Origin of the sequence: Roseomonas alba, assembly GCF_019430885.1 — a bacterium.
Classification (GTDB): domain Bacteria; phylum Pseudomonadota; class Alphaproteobacteria; order Acetobacterales; family Acetobacteraceae; genus Neoroseomonas; species Neoroseomonas alba.
Window position 1 is genome coordinate 391,381 of sequence record NZ_JAHYBZ010000004.1, and the last position, 18,157, is coordinate 409,537.

Consider the following 18,157-nt stretch of genomic DNA (forward strand, 5'->3'; position numbering starts at 1 on the left):
CTTTGCCGCCTCCAGCCGGTGGGGCCATCTGCCGCTTCGGCGGCGTCTTCGCCGCGGCTTCCAACTGCCGCAGCGCATCCGCATCATCCTCGGCACCGTTCACGCCGCCAGCCCGCCGATCATTGCCAGAATGCGGTCGGTCACCTGCTTCAGGTCGGCATCGATCTCAGCCAGCGGCCGCGGTGGTTCGAAGACGTAGAAGTGCCGGTTGAACGGGATCTCGTAGCCGGTCTTCGTCTTGTCCTCGTCGATCCAGGCATCGGGCGCGTGGGGCAGGACCTCCCGCGCGAAATACGCCTGCACGTCCTCGGTCAGCGGCACGTTCTCGGTGTCGCGCAGCGCCGGGTCTGGCTGCGGCTTGCCCTTCTGCTTGCCCTTCTGGCCGAGCACGGGCCGGCCAGCCTCATCCTTAAGCGGCCGTTCCACGGTGATGGTGCGGTAGCCGAAGGCCTCGTTGCGGAACACGCGGGAGAGCGGGGCCAGCTTCACGGTGCCGCCCTCGGGTGCGGGCGGTGGGGCCTCGCCGTCGCGCACCACCACGCGGCTGGTCTTGCCGTCCGCGGTGGTGAGGGTGGCGAGCTGCGCCTCGACGCCATCACCGAACAGGCGCGTGACGGCGGCGATGTCCTCCTCGCCCATCTCCTTGCGCTTGGAGCCGAGGCTCTTGCGCATCTTCTGCCACAGCGCGGAGGCGTCTATCAGCTGCACCAGGCCGCGCCGCGCCTCGGGCTTCCGGTTCGACAGGACCCAGACATAGGTGGCGATGCCGGTGTTGAAGAACATGTCGGCGGGCAGGGCGATGATCGCCTCCACCAGGTCGTTCTCCAGCACGTGGCGGCGGATCTCGCTTTCGCCCGAACCCGCGCCGCCGGTGAACAGCGGCGATCCGTTGAGCACGATGCCGATGCGGCTGCCGCCATCCTTGGCGGGGCGCATCTTCGAGATCAGATGCAGCAGGAACAGCAGTGAGCCGTCCGAGATGCGCGGCAGGCCGGGGCCGAAGCGGCCGGCATGGCCCATCTGCTCGGCTTCCTTACGGACTTCCTTCTCGACCTTCTTCCACTCCACGCCGAAGGGCGGGTTGGAGAGCATGTAGTCGAACTTCCGCCCGGCATGCCCGTCATCCGATAGCGTATTGCCGGGCAGGATGTTGGCGACGTTCTGGCCCTTGATGAGCATGTCCGCCTTGCAGATGGCGTAGCTCTCGTCGTTCAGCTCCTGGCCGAACATGGTCAGGGAGGCCTTGGGGTTGTGCTCCAGCAGGTGCTCGCCGGCGACCGAGAGCATGCCGCCCGTTCCCGCCGTGGGGTCGTAGATGGTGCGCACCACCGGATTGCCGGGGGTGAGGATGTCGCTGTCCTCAATGAACAGCAGGTTCACCATGAGGCGGATGACCTCGCGCGGGGTGAAGTGCTCACCGGCGGTCTCGTTGGAGATTTCGGCGAACTTCCGGATCAGTTCCTCGAAGGCCAGGCCCATGTCGTGGTTGTTCACGGCGTCCGGGTGCAGCGGGAAGCCGGCGAACTTCTCGGTCACCTGGTAGAGCAGGCCAGCCTTTTGCAGGCGGTCGGTCTGCTCTGCGAAGCGGAAGCGCTCAAAGATGTCGCGCACCGCGGGGGAGAAGCCCTGGATGTAGGCGGCGAGGTTGGCGGCCAAATGATCCTGGTCCCCCATCAGCGTCTTCATGTCGAGCGGGGAGGTGTTGGCGAAGGGCACGCCGGTGAGACGGAGCAGAAAGGGTTCGGGGTTGATGCCGACTGCTTCCTTGGCGGCCTTCTCGGCCATCACCTTCGCCTTGGTCGGCGCCAGGACGCAGTCGAGGCGGCGCAGCACGGTGAAGGGCAGGATAACCTTGCCGTACTCGGAGGGCTTGTAATCGCCGCGCAGCAGGTCGGCGACGGACCAGATCAGCGCCGACAGAGAGGCGTGGGTCACCGCTGGTGGGATGATGACATCTGATGACCGCGAAGTGGTGCTGGTTGGTGTCGTCATGGCACTGTCGGTGAGTCCCGTTGGGAGCCGGACCAACGTTCGAGGCGATGGTGCTTCGGAAGCGGCTGGCAGAAGACTTTGCTGCTTCGGTTGAGAGGGCCGCCCCTGGGTCAGTGCCACCGACCCGCCCCGCCCGCGGCCGGCGATGATGGTGCCGTCCTCGATGAGTGCCGCGTGGACGGTCCAGTAAGTATCGTCCTGCCAACCCAGGGTATCGCGCAGGCGCCCATTGCCGGCGCTGCCGCCAAGTTCCTTCAGGGTCTCGATAAAACGCTCACGTAGGACTTCGCGGACCATGGCTTCCCGGGATCATATTGGCGAAGCAGCCTGACGATTCGGGGCTGCGGCGCGATATGATCAACCATGGGTGGAACGGATTCAATCGCGCGGTGGGTTATGCCTGGTCCGCGCGCGCGAATCTTGTCTGTGTGCCTTCCATGCGTCACCCGAGAGCGCGACGTTGCTCCGCCCACGCGTCGTCGATCGACATCCCGGGCCGGATGCTGTTCGCGTCCACGGCCTGCCGACCATCGAGGATGCCCTCCACCAGATCCGGCGCCAGCAGGGTTAAGCGCAGCAGGCGCGCGACATAGGACCGATCTGCCCCCTCGGCGACGCCCAGGTCGCGCATGGAGGCGTAGCGTCCCTCCTCCAGCATCCGCCGCCAGCGAAATGCCCGCGCCAGCGCCTTCACCAGGGCGGGATCGCCGCTGGAGGTCTCCACGCCCGGCCCGTCCTGGCGAGCCTGCACTGGCGCCCCATCCGGCCCGATGATCTGCTTCCGCCCGCCGCGGCGCCGGATGGTCATCGGCACCACCACCGTCACGCTGGTCATGCTGCGATCGCCTCGCGCGGCTGCTTCGCCACCATGTCCCGCGCCAGCCCAGCCAGCCCTTCCAGGTTCAGCCGGATCTCGGCGCCCGCCTCGGTGACCATCACGCGCTCGACCAGCAGCCGCACGATCCGCTCCTGCTCGCCAGGGAACAGCTCGTCCCAAAGCGGGTCGAGCCGGCCGAGCGCGTCGCGCACTTCGGCCTCGGTCAGGTCCGGCGCCTCCTCCCGCGCTGCCCGCCACGTGCCAACGACGACTTCGGACTGACGTAGCAGCGCACGGACCTGCGCCATCACTAGCCCTTCGATCTCCCCGGCCGGCAGGCGCCGGTGCGGCGCGTCGTCTGCCCCGCCCTGCAGCACCGCCTGGCTGACGTAGTAGCGGTAGAGCCGCCCCTTCTTCCGGGTGTGGGTCGGCGACATCGCCCGCCCGTCTGGCCCGAAAATCAGGCCGCGCAGCAGCGCCGGCGCGGTGGCGCGGTTCTTCGCCGCGCGAGCACGTGGGCTCTCAACCATGATGGCGTGCACCCGGTCCCACAGATCCCGCGGGATGATGGCAGCGTGCTCGCCGGGATAGGACGTCCCCTTGTGCACCGCCTCGCCAAGAAACGTGCGGTTCACCAGCAGCTTGTAGACCGCCCCCTTGTCGAAGGGCCGTCCGGTCTTGGTGACGAGGCCCTCGGCCCGGAGGACGGGCAGGAGCCGGGTGGCAGAGCCGATCTCGGCAAAACCCTCGAACACCCGCCGCACCGTCGCGGCGCCGGCTTCGTCGACCACGAGCTTGCGGTTCTCGACCCGGTAACCAAGCGGCACCGGCCCGCCCATCCACATCCCCCGCGCGCGCGAGGCGGCGATCTTGTCGCGAACGCGCTCGCCAATGATCTCCCTCTCATATTGCGCGAAGCTCAGCAGGATGTTCAGCGTGAGCCGGCCCATGCTGGTGGTGGTATTAAAGCTCTGAGTGACAGCAACGAATGTGACCTCGTTGTCGTCGAAGGTCTGCACCAGCTTGGCGAAGTCCATCAGCGAGCGGGACAGGCGATCAATCTTATAGCAGACGATGACGTCGATCAGGCCGGCCTCGATGTCGGCCAGCAGGCGCTTCAATGCGGGGCGATCGAGCGTGCCGCCCGACACGCCGCCATCATCGTAGCGATCGTGCACTAGCACCCAGCCCTCGGAGCGCTGCGACGTGATGAAGGCCTCGCACGCGGCCCGCTGCGCGTCGAGCGAGTTGAACTCCTTGTCCAGCCCCTCGTCGGTAGATTTGCGGGTGTAGACGGCGCAGCGGAGCTTGCGGATTTTCGCCGGCAGGACGGGTTCGCGGCGGGTCATGCGCCGGGCTTCCGCAGGCCGAAGAACACCCAGCCGTTCCAGCGCGTGCCGGTGATGGCGCGGGCTATGGCGGAGAGCGATTGGTAGGGGCGACCCTGGTATTCGTAGCCGTCGCGCGTGACGGTGACGACATGCTCGACGCCCTGGTACTCGCGGATCAGCCGCGTGCCGGCGATCGGCCGCTGCTCGTGGCGGATGCGACGCAGGGTGATATTCCTGCCGTCGAATTGCTCGCCCAGCGCCTCGAGCCGCGCCAGCGTCTCAGGCTTCAGGCCGCCATAGGCGAGTTCCTGGATGCGGTATGCGAGGCGGCTCTCCAGGAAGCGCCGATTGTACGGCGGCGGCTCCGTGCCGAAGAGGCTGCGCCACTCGGCCTTCAACTCCCCGATCGGCATGCCCGGCAGCGCGGCGAGACGCGCCGGCACGTTCGGCTTCGGGATGGCGGTTATTGTCGTCGTCGTGGCGTTCGGCTTCGCGCGGGTCATGCGTCTCCCTTTCCCCTGGGGTTCGCACGAAGGCGCTGGCCGGGGACGGAGTGTAGGCGAACCACGCTCTCGCCGCCGGCCGCGCGGACGTCTTCCGCGGCAGCGCGGCTGCGCAGCCGCAGCAGGCCGCGGGCAAGGAGGTCGCAGACCTCGCGGAGATGGGGTGGGAGGTGGGCGTTGATGGGACGGTCGTCACGCTGCATGGCGTGACAATACGAATCGTTGATCGCTGCCGGGAGTGCTGATTTGTAGCGCTACGCCGTGCTTCGGCCGGCTGGCCCGTCCTGCTCAGGCGACCGAGACGTCCGGCGGCAGGATCACCACCCGCGCCCCGATCGGGACGCGTTGGTAGAGGTCGATGATGTCCTGGTTGATCAGCCTGACGCAGCCGGCCGAAGCCATGGTGCCGATGGTCCAGGGCTCCACCGTGCCGTGCAGGCGGTAATAGGTGTCGACGCCGTCCTGGTAGAGGTAGAGCGCCCGCGCGCCGAGCGGATTGCGGCCGCCACCTGGCACGCCGTCGCGGAACGGGCCATAGCGCTGCGGATCGCGCCGGACCATGTCGGGCGTCGGGCGCCAGTTCGGCCAGGCGGCCTTGCGCTCGACAAAGGCTTCGCCCGTGAGATTGAAGGCCTGGTCCCGGCCCACGGCGATGCCGTAGCGCATGGCGCGGCGGCCCTCGAGGGCGAGATAGGCATAGCGGGCGGCCGTATCGACGACGATGGTCCCCAGTTCGTCATCGCGCGGATAGGCCACCTCGCGACGGAGGAACCGCGGATCGATGCGCCGGAGGTTCACCGCCGGGATCCAAAAGCGATCCGTGGTGATGGCCGCGTAGATCCGGCGATAGTCCGGCTCGATCGCCGGCACGGCCGCGGGCGGCGGTGCGGGCGCAGCAGGTGGGGCGGCATCAGCTTGGGGCGACGCCACGCCCGGCACGGTTTGCGGCGCCTCGGACGACGCGCACGCCGCGAGCAGGCCAGGCAGGCCGGCGACAAGGCTCCTTCGGCTAACCCGCATCGATCGTCCGGAATCCCCTGAGCAGCAGCGAAACTGCTTGCGCCAAGTCAACGATAGCGACGACGCCGTTGTCCACAGGCTCGCCGCCGCTTACGCGCCGACCTGCCGGCCGAGCCAGATCACCCGCCCGATGACATGGACGTCCTCCGCGCTCAGACCCCGCTGCGGCTGATAGGCGGCGTTGTCCGACAGCACGCTGAGCCGCGGCGGCCGGCCCAGCTCCACCTGCACCCGCTTCACCTGCAGGCCGTTGCCGGTGCGGATGACGTAGATCCCGTCCTTGTCCCCCGGCTGATTCTGCCGGAAGTCGACCAGCACCGTGTCGCCCGTGCGCAGGGTCGGCTCCATGGAGTCCCCATCCACCGAGATCACCGCCAACTGGTCGAGCGGCGCGGTGGTGACCGTGCGGACCCACTCCTCCCGGAAGGCAATGCGATAGACCACCGCCTCCCGGTCGATCTCCTGGCCCGGGCCGGCTGAGGCGCGGGCATCATAGACGGGCAGCAGCGCCCAGTTGTCGCCGCCCATGCTGATCACCTCGGCCGCGGCCGGGCCGGTGTAGGAGGTGGGCGGCCGCGGCGGCGCAGCCTTGCGTCGCACCCGCTGGCCAAGCACCGCAGCGGCTTCCTCCGGGGTGTTGATGGCGATGCCCGCGTCACCCGCCTCCTTGCCGAACAGCAGCATCTGCCAGGTGATGCCGAGGGGCACGGCGAGCTCGCGCGCCGCCCGCGCCGTGAGCGGCCGACGGCCACTCTCATAGGCGCGGTAGGTCGCCTCCGGCACGCCGGCGAGACGGGCCAATTCGGCCCCTGAATCAATGCCCTTGGCTTCGCGAAAGCGGCGGAGGCGGTCTGCGGTGGATTCCATGGCGCTGCAATATGTAGCGCTTTCTTCGCGATTGTGTAGCAGGTTTCTGCATATACAAACAGTCTTGTTTGCGTGCCGCGACGGAGCGTATCTGTCCGGCATGCCCGCCAGGTCATCCCCCCGCCCGCGACCAGCCGCGCCAACGCGGCGGGCTTCGCCCTCCCCGCCTTCGCCGCCGCGCAGCTTCGCCGAGGTGATCAGTCTCTGGCCCAGCGCCAGCGACCTCGCCGCCGTGCTCGACGTCGAGGCGGTCACTGTCCGCGCCTGGCGCCGCCGGGGGATCCCCGCCCGCTACTGGGCCGCGGTCGCCGAGGCGGCGCGTTTCAGCGGCCGTCCCATCGATGAACGCCTGCTCGCCGAGCTGGGCGCGCTCCGGAGGTACCGCCATGCATGATCTCGACACCGCCCCGCCGGCATCCCCCGCGCTGCCCGATCAGGTGCTGCCGCTCGGCTCGGCGGAGCTGATGGCTTGGGTGGTGAACGCCATGCCCGGTGATCGCGCCATTTACTGGCGCGGCCATGTCGCGCGGGACATGTGGCACGGCTGGGCTGCCGGCATGCGCCGTCGCGACTGTAACGCCCTGGGAGAGACGGCGCGGCTCGCCTTCCGGTTGGCCGAGAGGGGCTTCCTTCGCCTCGTTCAGCATCGCATCGGTCCGCACGACTATGCCTATGTCGCCATCGCGCTCGGCATGTCGCCCGCGCGGCCCGCACCGCAGGTGATCGCGTGATGGGCAAGGCCTCCCGCGACAAGGGCCTGCGCCGCGAGCGGGCTATCGTCGATGTCCACCGCAAATCCGGCATCCACGCCGAGCGCGTGCCGCTGTCCGGTGCACTCGGCTACCGCGGCAACGACGCCGATGTCGATCTCTACGTGCGCGGCGCCGAACCGGTGAAGGCCGAGGTCAAGGCGCGCGGCGACGGCGCCGGCTTCAAGACCCTGCTGCGCTGGATCGGGAACAAGGACGCGCTGGTGTTGATCCAGGACCGCACGATGCCGCTGGTCGTCGTCCGGTTCGACGTCTGGCTCGAGGTCGCCGGCCGTAGCGCGCGGTTCAATGACCCGGATGGCGATGCCGGCCGTTGCGCCCGCCGCCGCAGCGCCGAGCAGGGTCCGCTGCCGCCGACCGACGCCATCGCGCGGGAGGCCGCATGAGCCGCCGCCCCCTCCGTGCCCGTCACCTGCAGCGCGCCCGCGACCTCGCCCGAACCGCGGCCGGCGGCGCCGCCCTCGCCGGCGGCTTCCTCGCCCTGTGCTGGGCCGTCGGCCTCGCCTCGATCCCCTGACGCATCCCCGCCTCCCGGAGACCGTTCCATGAGCAACCGAACCACCCTCGCTGATCTGCGCGGCATGGATGCCGGCCAGGCGTCCCGTCTGCCGCCCGCCCATCTTGCCCTGCTGCTGGAAGACGCCGCCGCGCTGCGCGCCGATGCGAAGCACGTCTCCGACCTGCTCGCCGACGCCCTGCATCGTCGCTACGGCCCCGTCGCCACCGAGCGCCGACAGGCTGAGGGCAAGGACACCGGGCGGGTCCGCTTCCTCGACGCCGGCTTCGAGATCTCCGCTGATCTGCCCAAGCGGGTGGAGTGGGACCAGGGACGCCTCGCGGCCGCGACCGAGACCCTCCGCAGCTGGGGTGAGGATCCGGCGGATTACGTCGCCACCGAGATCAAGGTCCCCGAGAGCCGCTTCACCGCCTGGCCGCCGAAGCTGCAGGCGCTGTTCCAGCCCGCGCGCACCGTCGGCACCGGCCGCCCCTCCTACAGCCTCGAACAGGTGGAGTGCTGAGCATGACCCACGAACTGCGCATCCGCGTCGCGATCCCGCTGGAGGGCGACGCCATCGCCCGCGCGAAGGAGGTCACGGCCTTCGAGGAGACGCTCGACGGCTTCGCCGAGGCAGTCGCCCGCGCCGGCGGCGACATCAGCGTCGACGTCATCAAGGCCAAGCCCCGCGCGCCGAAGCAGGAGACGCATTGATGGCGATCTCCCTCGCATCCCTGCGTCGCAGCGGCGACGCGCGGCCGCCGCGTTTTCTCGTCTATGGCGTCGCCGGCATCGGCAAGACCCAGCTCGCTGCCGGCGCCCCGGCACCGGTCTTCCTGCAGACGGAGGACGGGCTCGGGACCATCGCGGCCGACACCTTCGGCCTGCTGCGCAGCTTCGAGGCGGTGATGGAGGCGATCACCAGCCTCTACACCGAGCCCCACCACTTCCAGACCGTGGTGCTCGACAGCCTCGATTGGCTGGAGCCGCTGATCTGGCAGCACACCGCCGAGGCCAATGGCTGGAATGACATTGAGCAGCCCGGCTACGGCAAGGGGTATGTCGCCGCGCTCGACGCTTGGCGCGCCTTCCTCGACGGGATCAATGGGCTGCGCGACGACCGCGGTATGGCGGTGATCCTCATCGCCCATGCCGACATCCGGCGCTTCGACAGCCCGGAGACGGAGCCCTACGACCGCTACCAGCCGAAGCTCCATGCCCGGGCCGCCGCGCTGGTGCAGGAGCATGTCGATGCCGTGCTCTTCGCGAACTACCGCATCACCACGCTGAAGTCGGATGCCGGCTTCGGCAAGAAGGTCGTCCGCGGCGTCACCGGCGGCGATCGCCTGCTGCACACCGTCGAGCGCCCGGCCTTCCTCGCCAAGAACCGCTTCGGCCTGCCGGAGAGCCTCGCGCTCGACTGGCCGACGCTCGCCGCCGGCATCCCCTTCTACGGCGCCCCCAACACCTCTTCCCCAACGCCCACCGCCCCGACCGACAGGAGCTGAGCTATGGCCTCCCTCAACGGCACCTTCGACGCCAGTGGCGTCGCCCCCGCCCAGCCGATGGATCCGCTGCCGGCGGGGAAATACCGCGCGCACATCATCGAGAGCGAGCTGCTGCCGACGCGCTCGGGCGATGGCCAGTACCTCAAGCTGGTGCTCGAGGTGCTCGACGGCCCCTATGCCCGGCGCAAGCTGTGGGACCAGCTGAACCTGGTGAACGCGAGCACCCAGACCATGGAGATCGCGCAGCGGACGCTGTCGGCGATCTGCCATGCGGTTGGGCAGATGCAGGTCGCCGACAGCGAGCAGCTGCACTTCAAGCCGATGCTGGTCAGCGTGAAGTACGAGCCGGCGGGCACCGACAAGCACGGCGTCTTCCATCAGGCCCGCAACAAGATCACTGGCTATGCCGCGGAGCGTGCCGCGCCCGGGATCGTCTCGGCAGCGGCGCCGCGCGGCCCGGCGCCCGCTCCAGCCGCCGCCGTTGCAGCGCCGCCTCGGCCGGCGACCGCCACGCCGCCCTGGCGCCGCAGCGCCTGACCCGGGTGCGCCATGGTCGTGCTGCCGCCCCCGCCCGCCGCCACGGTCGCCGCCATCTACGCCGCCTACGAGGCGGCGGGCGATGCTGGCTGGCGGGCCCATCTCGGCGCCTCGCAGATCGGTACGGGCTGCGAGCGCGCGCTCTGGTGCGGCTTTCGCTGGGCGACGCGGGCGCGGCACACCGGCCGGCTGCTCCGGCTGTTCGAGACCGGGAACCTCGCCGAGGCGCGCTTCGTCGCTGACCTCCGGCGTATCGGCGTCACCGTGCTCGACATCGATCCGGCGACGGGGCGGCAGTGGACGCTGCGCGATCCCACCGGCCACTTCGGCGGCAGCATGGATGCGGTCGGCATCGGCTTTCCCGAAGCGCCGAGAGCCTGGCATGTCGTCGAGTTCAAGACGCACAGCGCCAAGTCGTTCGCCAAGCTGACCGCGGAGGGCGTGGCGAAGGCCAAGCCGCTGCACTGGGCACAGATGCAGGCCTACATGCAGCTCGCCGGCATCGATCGGGCCTTCTACCTCGCGGTGAACAAGGACACCGACGAGCTCTACCAGGAGCGGGTGCGCTACGACGCCGAGGCCGGGCTCCGGCTGCTCGCCAAGGCGCAGCGCATCATTACTGCAGTCCGACCGCCGGCACGGATCAGCGAGGATCCGGCCTGGTGGGAATGCCGCTTCTGCGACCATCACGCGGTCTGCCACCAGGGCACCGCTCCCGAACGCCACTGCCGGTCCTGCCTGCATGCCTCGGCCATGGCTGAGGGCGCTTGGCACTGCACCCGCCATGACCTGCCGCTCTCGCGCCGCGAGCAGGAGGCCGGCTGTGCGGCGCATCTCTACATCCCGGATCTGGTGCCGGGCGAGCAGATCGACGCCGGGGAGGATTGGGTCAGCTACCGGCTGCGGGATGGCAGTGCGTGGCACGATGGAGTGGCAGCGTGACCCTGTCGCTGCGGCCCTATCAGCGCGCGGCGATCGACGCGCTGTACGACTACTTCGGCGGTGCCACCGGCAATCCGCTCGTGGTGATGCCCACCGGCACGGGGAAGTCGGTCGTCATCGGCGGCTTCATCCGCGAGGCGATCGCCGCCTACGCCGACACCCGCGTGCTCGTCCTCACCCATGTGAAGGAGCTGATCCAGCAGAACTTCATGGCGCTGCTGCGTGCCTGGCCCGAGGCGCCGGCTGGGATTTACTCCGCCGGCCTGTCGCGACGGGACATTCGCGCGCAGGTGCTGTTCGCCGGGATCCAGTCCATCCACCGTCATGCCCGACAGGTGCAGCGCTGCGACTTGGTGCTGATCGATGAAGCCCATCTCCTCGGGCGCAGCGACAGCGGCATGTACCGCTCCTTCCTGCAGCAGCTGAACGAGATCAATGGCGGGCTGCTCAAGGTCGTGGGCTTCACGGCCACCCCGTACCGCCTCGACAGCGGGCTGCTGCACGAGGGCAAGGATCGGCTTTTCACGGACATCGCCTACGAGGTGCCGGTGCTGGACATGATCCAGCAAGGCTATCTCTGCCCCGTCGTGCCGAAGCACACCGAGACGCAGCTGGATGTCGGCGGGGTCGGCACGCGCGGCGGCGAGTTCATCGCCAAGGACCTCGAGGCCGCGGTGGACCGCGACGAGGTCACCCGGGCGGCGGTACAGGAGATCGTCCAGCATGGGGCGGGCCGCGGCTCCTGGCTGGTGTTCTGCTCCGGCATCGCCCATGCCCGCCATGTCCGCGACGCCATCCGCGAGCACGGCGTCTCCTGCGAGACGGTCACCGGTGATACGCCGGCGCCCGAGCGCGATGGGATCCTAGCCGCCTTCAAGGCGGGACGGCTGCGCTGCGTCACCAATGCCAATGTCCTGACCACCGGCTTCGACGCGCCGGGGACCGACCTGATCGCCCTTCTGCGCCCGACCAAGAGCGTCGGGCTCTACGTGCAGATGGTCGGCCGCGGCACGCGCCTCGCGGAAGGAAAGGACGACTGCCTGGTCCTCGACTTCGCGGGCAACACGGCGCGGCACGGACCAATCGACAAGGTGGATGGCCGCAGGAAGGAACCGGCCGCTGATGGCGAGGCGCCGATCAAGGTCTGCCCCGAGTGCCAGACCATCAACCATGCCAACGTCCGGCGGTGCATCGAGTGCGACTACGAGTTCCCGCCGCCGGAGGTGAAGGTCGCGGCGCAGGCGGCGTCGAATGCCCTGCTGTCGATCCAGGAGCAGGCCGCGTGGTGCGAGGTCACTGGCATTCGCTACGCCCGTCACGAGAAGCCCGGCAAGCCCGCCTCGCTCCGCGTGATCTACGAGTGCGGCCTCACCTCGCACAGCGAGTGGGTCTGCTTCGAGCACCCCGGCTTCCCGCGCGACAAGGCCTGCACATGGTGGCGTCGTCGTGCACCGCATCTGCCACCGCCGGACACGGTGGATCAAGCCATGGCCACGACCAGTGCGCTGCGCCAGCCGATCGCCATCCAGGTTCGCCCGGTCGGCCAATACACCGAGATCGTCAACGCGAGGTTCGTGTGATGTACGCACCATGGAGACGTCCCGCTGAACCGAGGCCGGAATCTGAAACCTCGCCGGCTCGCCTAGACGAGGCCGAGGACAAGAAGCGCAGAAATCGCGAAGCGGCGCAGCGTTATCGCGAGGCCAACCGCGAGAAGATCCTGGCCAAGCAACGCGAGCGCCGTGCTGCCGACCCCGCGAAGGCCCGCCTGCAGCGAGAACAAGCGATGAAGCGCTGGAAGGAACGCAATCCGGAGAGGGCAATTGCCAAGCATGTCCTTCGCTACGAAGCGGTGGTCGAGCAAGAGCGTGAAGCAGCCAGGCAGCGATCGCGCGAGCGGCGCGCACGCGATCCCGAAGCTGCACGCGAAGCGGATCGTCAGTACCGCGCCCGGAATCTCGATCGGATGCGAGCCCAGGCGCGGGCGCGGTACGCGCGGAAGAAGACGGCAAGTGCAAGACATGAGAACGATCCGACGCCTACGGAGATGCCGGGTCTGCCAACGTCCAGCGCGCCATTGGGACTGGTTCCATCGGCACCGGCCGTTGCGGGTTCATTGGACGGTGCCGTCCTGCTCTCCGTTTTGCCTAGCCCTCTGGCCGGAGCGCCGCATGGTTGATCCCAACGAGCAGGAGGTCGCAGCGATGCGCGCCGCCGGCGACATCGCCGGGCAGTTCATCGAGACGGTCGGCCGCAGCGATATGGCGACCTGGTCGGCGGAGGACTGGCGCGGCTTCATCGAGGCGATCTGCGGCGCCTACGTCGACAGTCTGGTGGAGCAGCAGATCTCTATCACCACCGCATTGCATAAGGTTCAGGGAGTCCCCGGATGAGCGACCAGCATTGCAGCAGCTGCCGTTGGTGGGTGCCCCACTACGTCTATGGGAGCATCGGTGAATGCCGCCGGCACGCGCCGCGACCGGCAGTGAAGGGTAGCGTCAATGCGGAGGACGAGGATGCCTGGCAGGCCATCTGGCCTGACACTGGCAGCGATGATTGGTGCGGCGAGCACGAACCAACCGATACGCCCCGAGGCCTGAAGGCGGAATGACCGACGCCTCGTTCATGGCGGAGCACGGGGCACGGTTGGTGGACAACGGCTATCCCGTCATCCCCATCATGCCGGGCGCCAAAGTGCCGGGGCGCTTCAGCATGGGCGAGTGGACACCGTATCCCGACTGGATGCGACACGCCGATCGGCCGACGAAGCCGTTCGAGATCGACATCTGGCGGCGCTGGCCGGGCTGCGGTGTCGGAATTGCTTGCGGCGCGGTGGTCGGGCTCGACATCGATGTCACCGATGCGGCGCTTGCGATCCAACTCACCGACCTGGCGACGGAGATGCTCGGCGAGACGCCCTGCCTCCGCATCGGCCAGGCACCGAAGCGCCTGCTGGTCTACCGCACCGAAATGCCCTTCGCAGGCCGGAAGCGCCATCCGCTCGAGGTTCTGGCGCGCGGCCAGCAATTCGTCGCCCACGCGATCCATCCCGGCACGGGGAAGCCCTACAGCTGGCCGCAGGACAGCCTGCTCGACGTTCCGCTGGCGTCGATGCCCGCCGTTGCGGAAGACCAGGTCATGGCCTGGCTCGACCAGGCCTATGCGCTGATCCCGGCGGAGATGAAGCCGCGCACGCTGATTTCCGACAGCGCGCCGGCGGGTGCGTGGAAGGGCCCGTCCGATCCGCACGGCACCTTCGAGGCGGTGCAGGCCGCCCTCCAGTTCATCCCGAACGAGGATGTCGACGGAGCTTCCTGGATCACCATGGGCGCGGCGATCAAGGCGGCGCTGGGGGAGGAGGGCCGGCAGCTCTGGCTCGACTGGTCGCGGCAGTCCTCGAAGTCGGGCGCGTCGGGCCGCGGCGACACGCCAGAACGTCGCTGGAAGACCCTGCGTCCGCACAGCATCGGCGCCGGCAGCATCTACGCCATGGCGATCGAGCGCGGCTGGGTACCGTCGCCGGAGGTCACGTTAAATGCCACGGCGGCGGAACGCGCGGCGCAGCCGCACCCCGCGGCAGGCTTGCTGGCGAAGGTAGCGAACGCGGCGCCAACGCCAGCGCCGCCGACGTACCGTGTGCCGCCCGATCTCCTCGAGGTCGACGGGGCGCTGAAGCTGTTCGTCGACTACGCCACCAGCACGGCCGTCAGCCCGCAGCCCTTCCTGGCACTCGGTGCCGGGCTCTGCCTGCTAGGCGTGGTCGCCGGCCGGCGGTATCGCACGCCGACCGACCTGCGCAGTAACCTCTACGCCATCGGCATCGCCGACAGCGGCGGCGGCAAGGACCATGCGCGCCGCTGCGCGAAGCGCGCGCTCTACGCTGCAGGGCTCGATCGCTACCTCGGCGGTGAGGATCTCGCCTCCTCCGCCGGTCTGCTCGCATCGCTGCAAATGCATCCTAGCCGCTTGTTCCAGGTCGACGAGTTCGGCCAGTTCCTGCGGCTGGTGCTGGCACCGCGCGCGCCCTTCCACAAGGCGGCGATCTGGACCGAGCTGACGAAGCTCTACACCTCGGCCTCCGAGGCCTATATCGGCGCCGAGTATGCGGACCAGAAGGCGAAGCCCCGCGTCACCCTGCACCAGCCCTGCGCCTGTCTCTGGGGCGTCACCGTGCCGGGCCCGTTCTGGAAGGCCATCGAGGGAGGCGCCCTCAGCGATGGCTCCCTGGCGCGCTTCCTGATCTTCCTGACCGAGGACGACTATCCCGCGCCGGTCGAGCATCCGGCGGACGCAGAACCGACTGCAGCGCTCGTCACGATGCTGCAGGCCATCGCCGGCGGCGTGCCGGGCCACGATCACGGCGGCAACCTAGCCGAGGCCATGCAGGCATCTGCGCCGGTGCGGCCCTACGTGGTGCCGCTGACGCCCGACGCTGAGGCGGCGATGAGTGCGGTTCGGCACGACGCCACCGAGCGCCTGCGGTCCCACAAGGGATCCTTCGCAACGGCCCTGTTCGGGCGTTACGCCGAGAACACCGCGAAGCTCGCCATGCTCGCCGCGATCAGCCGCGATCCGGCCCAGCCGACGACGGTGGTCCGGGACGTGACGTGGGCCGCGCGCCTCGTCGAGCACTCGATCGGCACGCTCCTGCGCGAAGCCGAGCGTCGCGTCTCGGACAACGACACCGAAGCCAAGCACAAGCGGCTCCTGGAGATCGTGCGAGATGGCGGGCGTCAGTCGCGCAGCGACATCACGCGGCGATCGCAGTTCCTCTCGCGCCGCGAACGCGAAGAGATCTTGGCCTCACTGATCGAGGCGGGCCTCGTCATCGCGGAACAGGAGCCCGGCGCGACCAAGCCGACCACCTTCTACAGCGCGGTCAGTCCGGCCTGGCCCGCGCGCGCCACGGAGGCCTCACCATGAAGCATCCAGCTCGCACGAGATTTCCCGCATGCCCAAACCCAGGCGCGCGGCCGGGTTGGGAGGTATCTTCAATAGTTCAATCTTTCTCGCGCACGCGTGGATGCACACGCGCGCCCACGGCCAGGGGCAGATGTATACCCATTGAAGTATTATTATTATTGAATTTTCTCCCCTCTCCCAAGGGGCTGCCCGCATGCATGCGCGCGACCGCGCGGGTGGTGCGGCCGTGACGCTGCCTGGCTCTCCGCGACCGCCGCGGTCGTCGCTCGACCTTGGTCACAGCCCGCCGACGGACCACGACCTCGACGGCATGCGCGCCGCTGCCTGGCACCAGCACGGCGTCGCCGCCCTCGCCATCCACGACATCACCGACCCCTGGCTGCGCCAGGCGGTCATCAACGAGGCCACCCGCCGCTGGGGGGCGCGCAGGACAGGAGATCGCCATGGTCGCTAAGCGCAAGCGCCGGAAGACGCCGAACAACACTGCGGAGGACATCGGCCGCCCGAGCCGCTGGCGCCTGCAGCATGGCGGCTTCACCGAAGGCGTCCGCGAGGCGGACCCCGAAACCGGTGGACCGGTCGTCCACCGCTACGCCATCGACACCCTCGGCGTGATGCTGAACAACGGCACGATCACCCGCGAGATGCACGATGCGGGCGCGATCTTTCGTCGTCAGTTCCGTGCCGCTGCGCTCGACACGCTGCGCGCCATGCCGCTGATCCGCGTTCATGGCGGTCGCAGCGTCGACACCACGACCGAGCAGCAATTCCAGGCGCGGGAGAAGGTGGCGGCGGCGATCGATGCGCTCGGTGGTCCTGCCAGCCCCGCCGGTGCCTGCGTGTGGCATGTCGTCGGGCTGGAGAGTTCGATCACCGAATGGGCGCGCCGGTCCGGCTGGGGCGGGCGTCCGATCGGGCATGCGCAGGGGCAGGGCGTGCTGGTCTCGGCGCTTGGGGTGTTGGCGGCGCATTACGGGCTGACGCGCGTCGCGGCCTGATCTTCCGAAGTCCGCCAACATGCCAAAGGCACTAGGCAACAGTGATCGGGTGCGGTGGGATTAGAGTAGGTACGAGATTCGGCCGCAGTCCCGATAAGGAAGGGGCTCAGCTCCAGTAGGTAGTCAGCGATGGATTGCAGTTCCCGAGCCACTGCGTTGCGGACATCGCCACGAAGGTCCGTAGCGCGATTCCTCTTGGACACGAACGTTTGGCGCTACGTTGTGGACGAGGAGGCTGTGCCTGCTCTCTTGGCGGCGGTTCGAAAGAACTCGACTGAAATCTTGATCGCCCCTGGCGTGGTCTACGAGGGGCTGCGCACGCGAGATGCAGATGTTCGCCGGCGCCTCGCTTGGGCGATGACACGCCCGAAATGGCGCCGTCTAATGCCAGAGGCATTCTCGGAAGCACAGGAGTTGCTCGGCGAGATCCGACGGCTTCGTCCAGCTTGGCTCCGACCGTCACCGAATCGGATCTGGTCCAACAGGTTCCGACGCGATTGGTCACGCATGAAGGGTGGGTTCTGGGATCGCGTTCAATTTTCTCCTGATGACGAGGCACGACACATTCGCGATCTGGGCGATGAGCACCTGGAGGCAGCCAGGGTCCAAGCTCAGGAGCGCAGGGACGCCTTTCGACAATCCTCGTGGAAAGAGACTGATCGGCTCGACAAGACATTCGTTGAGTTCATTCATCCACCTCCAGGGTGGAAGGGTGGAAGCATAGAGGCTTGGCGAGCCCTTGGATGGTCCACGACGACCATGGCCCTGGCGACGCAGGGACACCCGTATATCGACTGGCTTTCTGACGAGGTCGATCTCGATCGTATCCGCACCGATCACGCTGCTTGGGCCCGCTTCTGGTTTATCGATGCCGACCTCAAAGCGATGCCGCGGTTCTGGGTTCGGTGGGCGTTTGAGCACGTCCAACAGTTCCGGCGCGTGACAGACGGCACACCCGGAGATGCTCAAATAGCAACCTATCTGCTTGACGCCGATGTGGTCGTCTCAGCGGACAAAGGCCTCATACAGATCCTCGACAGGGTGAGGGGTTCTTGTCCCTTCCGGCTTGCAGAGGGGCACCTGCTCGAGGCCGGTAGGCCGGGCGTCGACGCGTTGCTGCAGCAGTTGCGCCACCCCTCCGATACCTGAGGTGATTCTACCAACCGCTACATCTTCGCACTCCCCAGCGGAATCTGGTTTGGGTAGGTTCTCGATACTCGTTGGAGATGCGACCGCGGCGCGGGCTCCTGAGCCACAGCGTCGCCTAACTGAGACAGTGGCTCGCGAGCCGATGGTTCCTTCCTGGGCCCGGCGTATGCGGGGGGCGGAAGCGCGCAACATCGCTAGCGCCTGGCCCGAAACATGGTTCGCAGTTCGCACCCTTCGGCTCTAATATCAATCGCTTAGCTGCGAACCATTGTCGCGTCGGTTCGCAGCCGCGGTTCGCACGGTT

22 protein-coding genes are annotated in these 18,157 nt (G+C 68.4%); 16 read left to right on the forward strand and 6 right to left on the reverse strand.

The window, feature by feature from the left end; genetic code table 11:
• Window positions 1-99: 99 nt before the first annotated feature.
• From KPL78_RS13545 to KPL78_RS13570, 6 genes are all read right to left on the reverse strand, one after another.
• Window positions 100-2,289 carry a type I restriction-modification system subunit M gene (locus KPL78_RS13545; protein WP_255568963.1) on the reverse strand — a complete coding sequence of 730 codons (2,190 nt, stop codon included), beginning with the start codon at window positions 2,287-2,289 and terminating at the stop codon, window positions 100-102.
• Window positions 2,290-2,434: 145 nt separating this feature from the next.
• Window positions 2,435-2,827: a hypothetical protein gene (locus KPL78_RS13550; RefSeq protein WP_219763487.1), complete on the reverse strand. Its 393-nt coding sequence runs from the start codon at window positions 2,825-2,827 to the stop codon at window positions 2,435-2,437.
• Window positions 2,824-4,158, reverse strand: coding sequence for a recombinase family protein (locus KPL78_RS13555; protein WP_219763488.1), 1,335 nt, complete (start codon window positions 4,156-4,158; stop codon window positions 2,824-2,826). The genes KPL78_RS13550 and KPL78_RS13555 overlap by 4 nt, the downstream gene beginning before the upstream one ends.
• The gene (locus KPL78_RS13560) at window positions 4,155-4,643 is read right to left on the reverse strand and encodes a DUF2924 domain-containing protein (RefSeq protein WP_219763489.1); all 489 of its coding nucleotides are present in this window, start codon (window positions 4,641-4,643) and stop codon (window positions 4,155-4,157) included. Before KPL78_RS13560 ends, KPL78_RS13555 begins: the two co-directional genes overlap by 4 nt.
• Before the next feature lie 288 nt (window positions 4,644-4,931).
• A complete protein-coding gene (locus KPL78_RS13565; RefSeq protein ID WP_219763490.1) occupies window positions 4,932-5,513 on the reverse strand; it encodes a L,D-transpeptidase in 582 nt (193 codons plus the stop codon).
• A 240-nt stretch (window positions 5,514-5,753) separates the two neighbouring features.
• A complete protein-coding gene (locus tag KPL78_RS13570; protein ID WP_219763491.1) occupies window positions 5,754-6,530 on the reverse strand; it encodes an XRE family transcriptional regulator in 777 nt (258 codons plus the stop codon).
• Window positions 6,531-6,723: 193 nt separating this feature from the next.
• Between KPL78_RS13570 and KPL78_RS13575 the strand changes: the two genes are divergently transcribed.
• The 16 genes from KPL78_RS13575 (at window position 6,724) to KPL78_RS13645 (ending at window position 17,853) form a co-directional block, all read left to right on the forward strand.
• Window positions 6,724-6,924: a hypothetical protein gene (locus KPL78_RS13575; RefSeq protein ID WP_137125661.1), complete on the forward strand. Its 201-nt coding sequence runs from the start codon at window positions 6,724-6,726 to the stop codon at window positions 6,922-6,924.
• The gene (locus KPL78_RS13580) at window positions 6,917-7,261 is read left to right on the forward strand and encodes a hypothetical protein (RefSeq protein WP_219763492.1); all 345 of its coding nucleotides are present in this window, start codon (window positions 6,917-6,919) and stop codon (window positions 7,259-7,261) included. The genes KPL78_RS13575 and KPL78_RS13580 overlap by 8 nt, the downstream gene beginning before the upstream one ends.
• Complete coding sequence (locus tag KPL78_RS13585) at window positions 7,261-7,686, forward strand: hypothetical protein (RefSeq protein WP_219763493.1); 426 nt, start codon at window positions 7,261-7,263, stop codon at window positions 7,684-7,686. The genes KPL78_RS13580 and KPL78_RS13585 overlap by 1 nt, the downstream gene beginning before the upstream one ends.
• A complete protein-coding gene (locus KPL78_RS30195; RefSeq protein WP_255568966.1) occupies window positions 7,683-7,817 on the forward strand; it encodes a hypothetical protein in 135 nt (44 codons plus the stop codon). Before KPL78_RS13585 ends, KPL78_RS30195 begins: the two co-directional genes overlap by 4 nt.
• Window positions 7,818-7,845: 28 nt before the next feature.
• Entirely contained in the window at window positions 7,846-8,319 is a 474-nt protein-coding gene (locus tag KPL78_RS13590; protein ID WP_219763494.1) for a hypothetical protein, read from the forward strand.
• 2 nt (window positions 8,320-8,321) lie between these two features.
• On the forward strand, window positions 8,322-8,510 hold the full coding sequence (locus KPL78_RS13595) for a hypothetical protein (RefSeq protein WP_219763495.1): 189 nt from the start codon (window positions 8,322-8,324) through the stop codon (window positions 8,508-8,510).
• Complete coding sequence (locus KPL78_RS13600) at window positions 8,510-9,304, forward strand: ATP-binding protein (RefSeq protein WP_219763496.1); 795 nt, start codon at window positions 8,510-8,512, stop codon at window positions 9,302-9,304. Before KPL78_RS13595 ends, KPL78_RS13600 begins: the two co-directional genes overlap by 1 nt.
• A 3-nt stretch (window positions 9,305-9,307) precedes the next feature.
• The gene (locus KPL78_RS13605) at window positions 9,308-9,841 is read left to right on the forward strand and encodes a DUF669 domain-containing protein (protein ID WP_219763497.1); all 534 of its coding nucleotides are present in this window, start codon (window positions 9,308-9,310) and stop codon (window positions 9,839-9,841) included.
• Between the two features lie 12 nt (window positions 9,842-9,853).
• Window positions 9,854-10,783, forward strand: coding sequence for a PD-(D/E)XK nuclease family protein (locus KPL78_RS13610; protein WP_219763498.1), 930 nt, complete (start codon window positions 9,854-9,856; stop codon window positions 10,781-10,783).
• A complete protein-coding gene (locus tag KPL78_RS13615) occupies window positions 10,780-12,363 on the forward strand; it encodes a DEAD/DEAH box helicase (protein WP_369412749.1) in 1,584 nt (527 codons plus the stop codon). The genes KPL78_RS13610 and KPL78_RS13615 overlap by 4 nt, the downstream gene beginning before the upstream one ends.
• Complete coding sequence (locus KPL78_RS13620; protein ID WP_219763499.1) at window positions 12,363-12,962, forward strand: hypothetical protein; 600 nt, start codon at window positions 12,363-12,365, stop codon at window positions 12,960-12,962. Before KPL78_RS13615 ends, KPL78_RS13620 begins: the two co-directional genes overlap by 1 nt.
• Window positions 12,955-13,176: a DUF6511 domain-containing protein gene (locus KPL78_RS13625; RefSeq protein ID WP_219763500.1), complete on the forward strand. Its 222-nt coding sequence runs from the start codon at window positions 12,955-12,957 to the stop codon at window positions 13,174-13,176. Before KPL78_RS13620 ends, KPL78_RS13625 begins: the two co-directional genes overlap by 8 nt.
• A 214-nt stretch (window positions 13,177-13,390) precedes the next feature.
• Window positions 13,391-15,706, forward strand: coding sequence for a bifunctional DNA primase/polymerase (locus KPL78_RS13630; RefSeq protein WP_219763501.1), 2,316 nt, complete (start codon window positions 13,391-13,393; stop codon window positions 15,704-15,706).
• A gap of 193 nt (window positions 15,707-15,899) precedes the next feature.
• On the forward strand, window positions 15,900-16,160 hold the full coding sequence (locus KPL78_RS13635; protein WP_219763502.1) for a hypothetical protein: 261 nt from the start codon (window positions 15,900-15,902) through the stop codon (window positions 16,158-16,160).
• Entirely contained in the window at window positions 16,150-16,704 is a 555-nt protein-coding gene (locus KPL78_RS13640) for a DUF6456 domain-containing protein (RefSeq protein ID WP_219763503.1), read from the forward strand. Before KPL78_RS13635 ends, KPL78_RS13640 begins: the two co-directional genes overlap by 11 nt.
• A 507-nt stretch (window positions 16,705-17,211) precedes the next feature.
• Window positions 17,212-17,853 carry a hypothetical protein gene (locus KPL78_RS13645; RefSeq protein ID WP_219763504.1) on the forward strand — a complete coding sequence of 214 codons (642 nt, stop codon included), beginning with the start codon at window positions 17,212-17,214 and terminating at the stop codon, window positions 17,851-17,853.
• The last annotated feature ends 304 nt before the right edge of the window (window positions 17,854-18,157 follow it).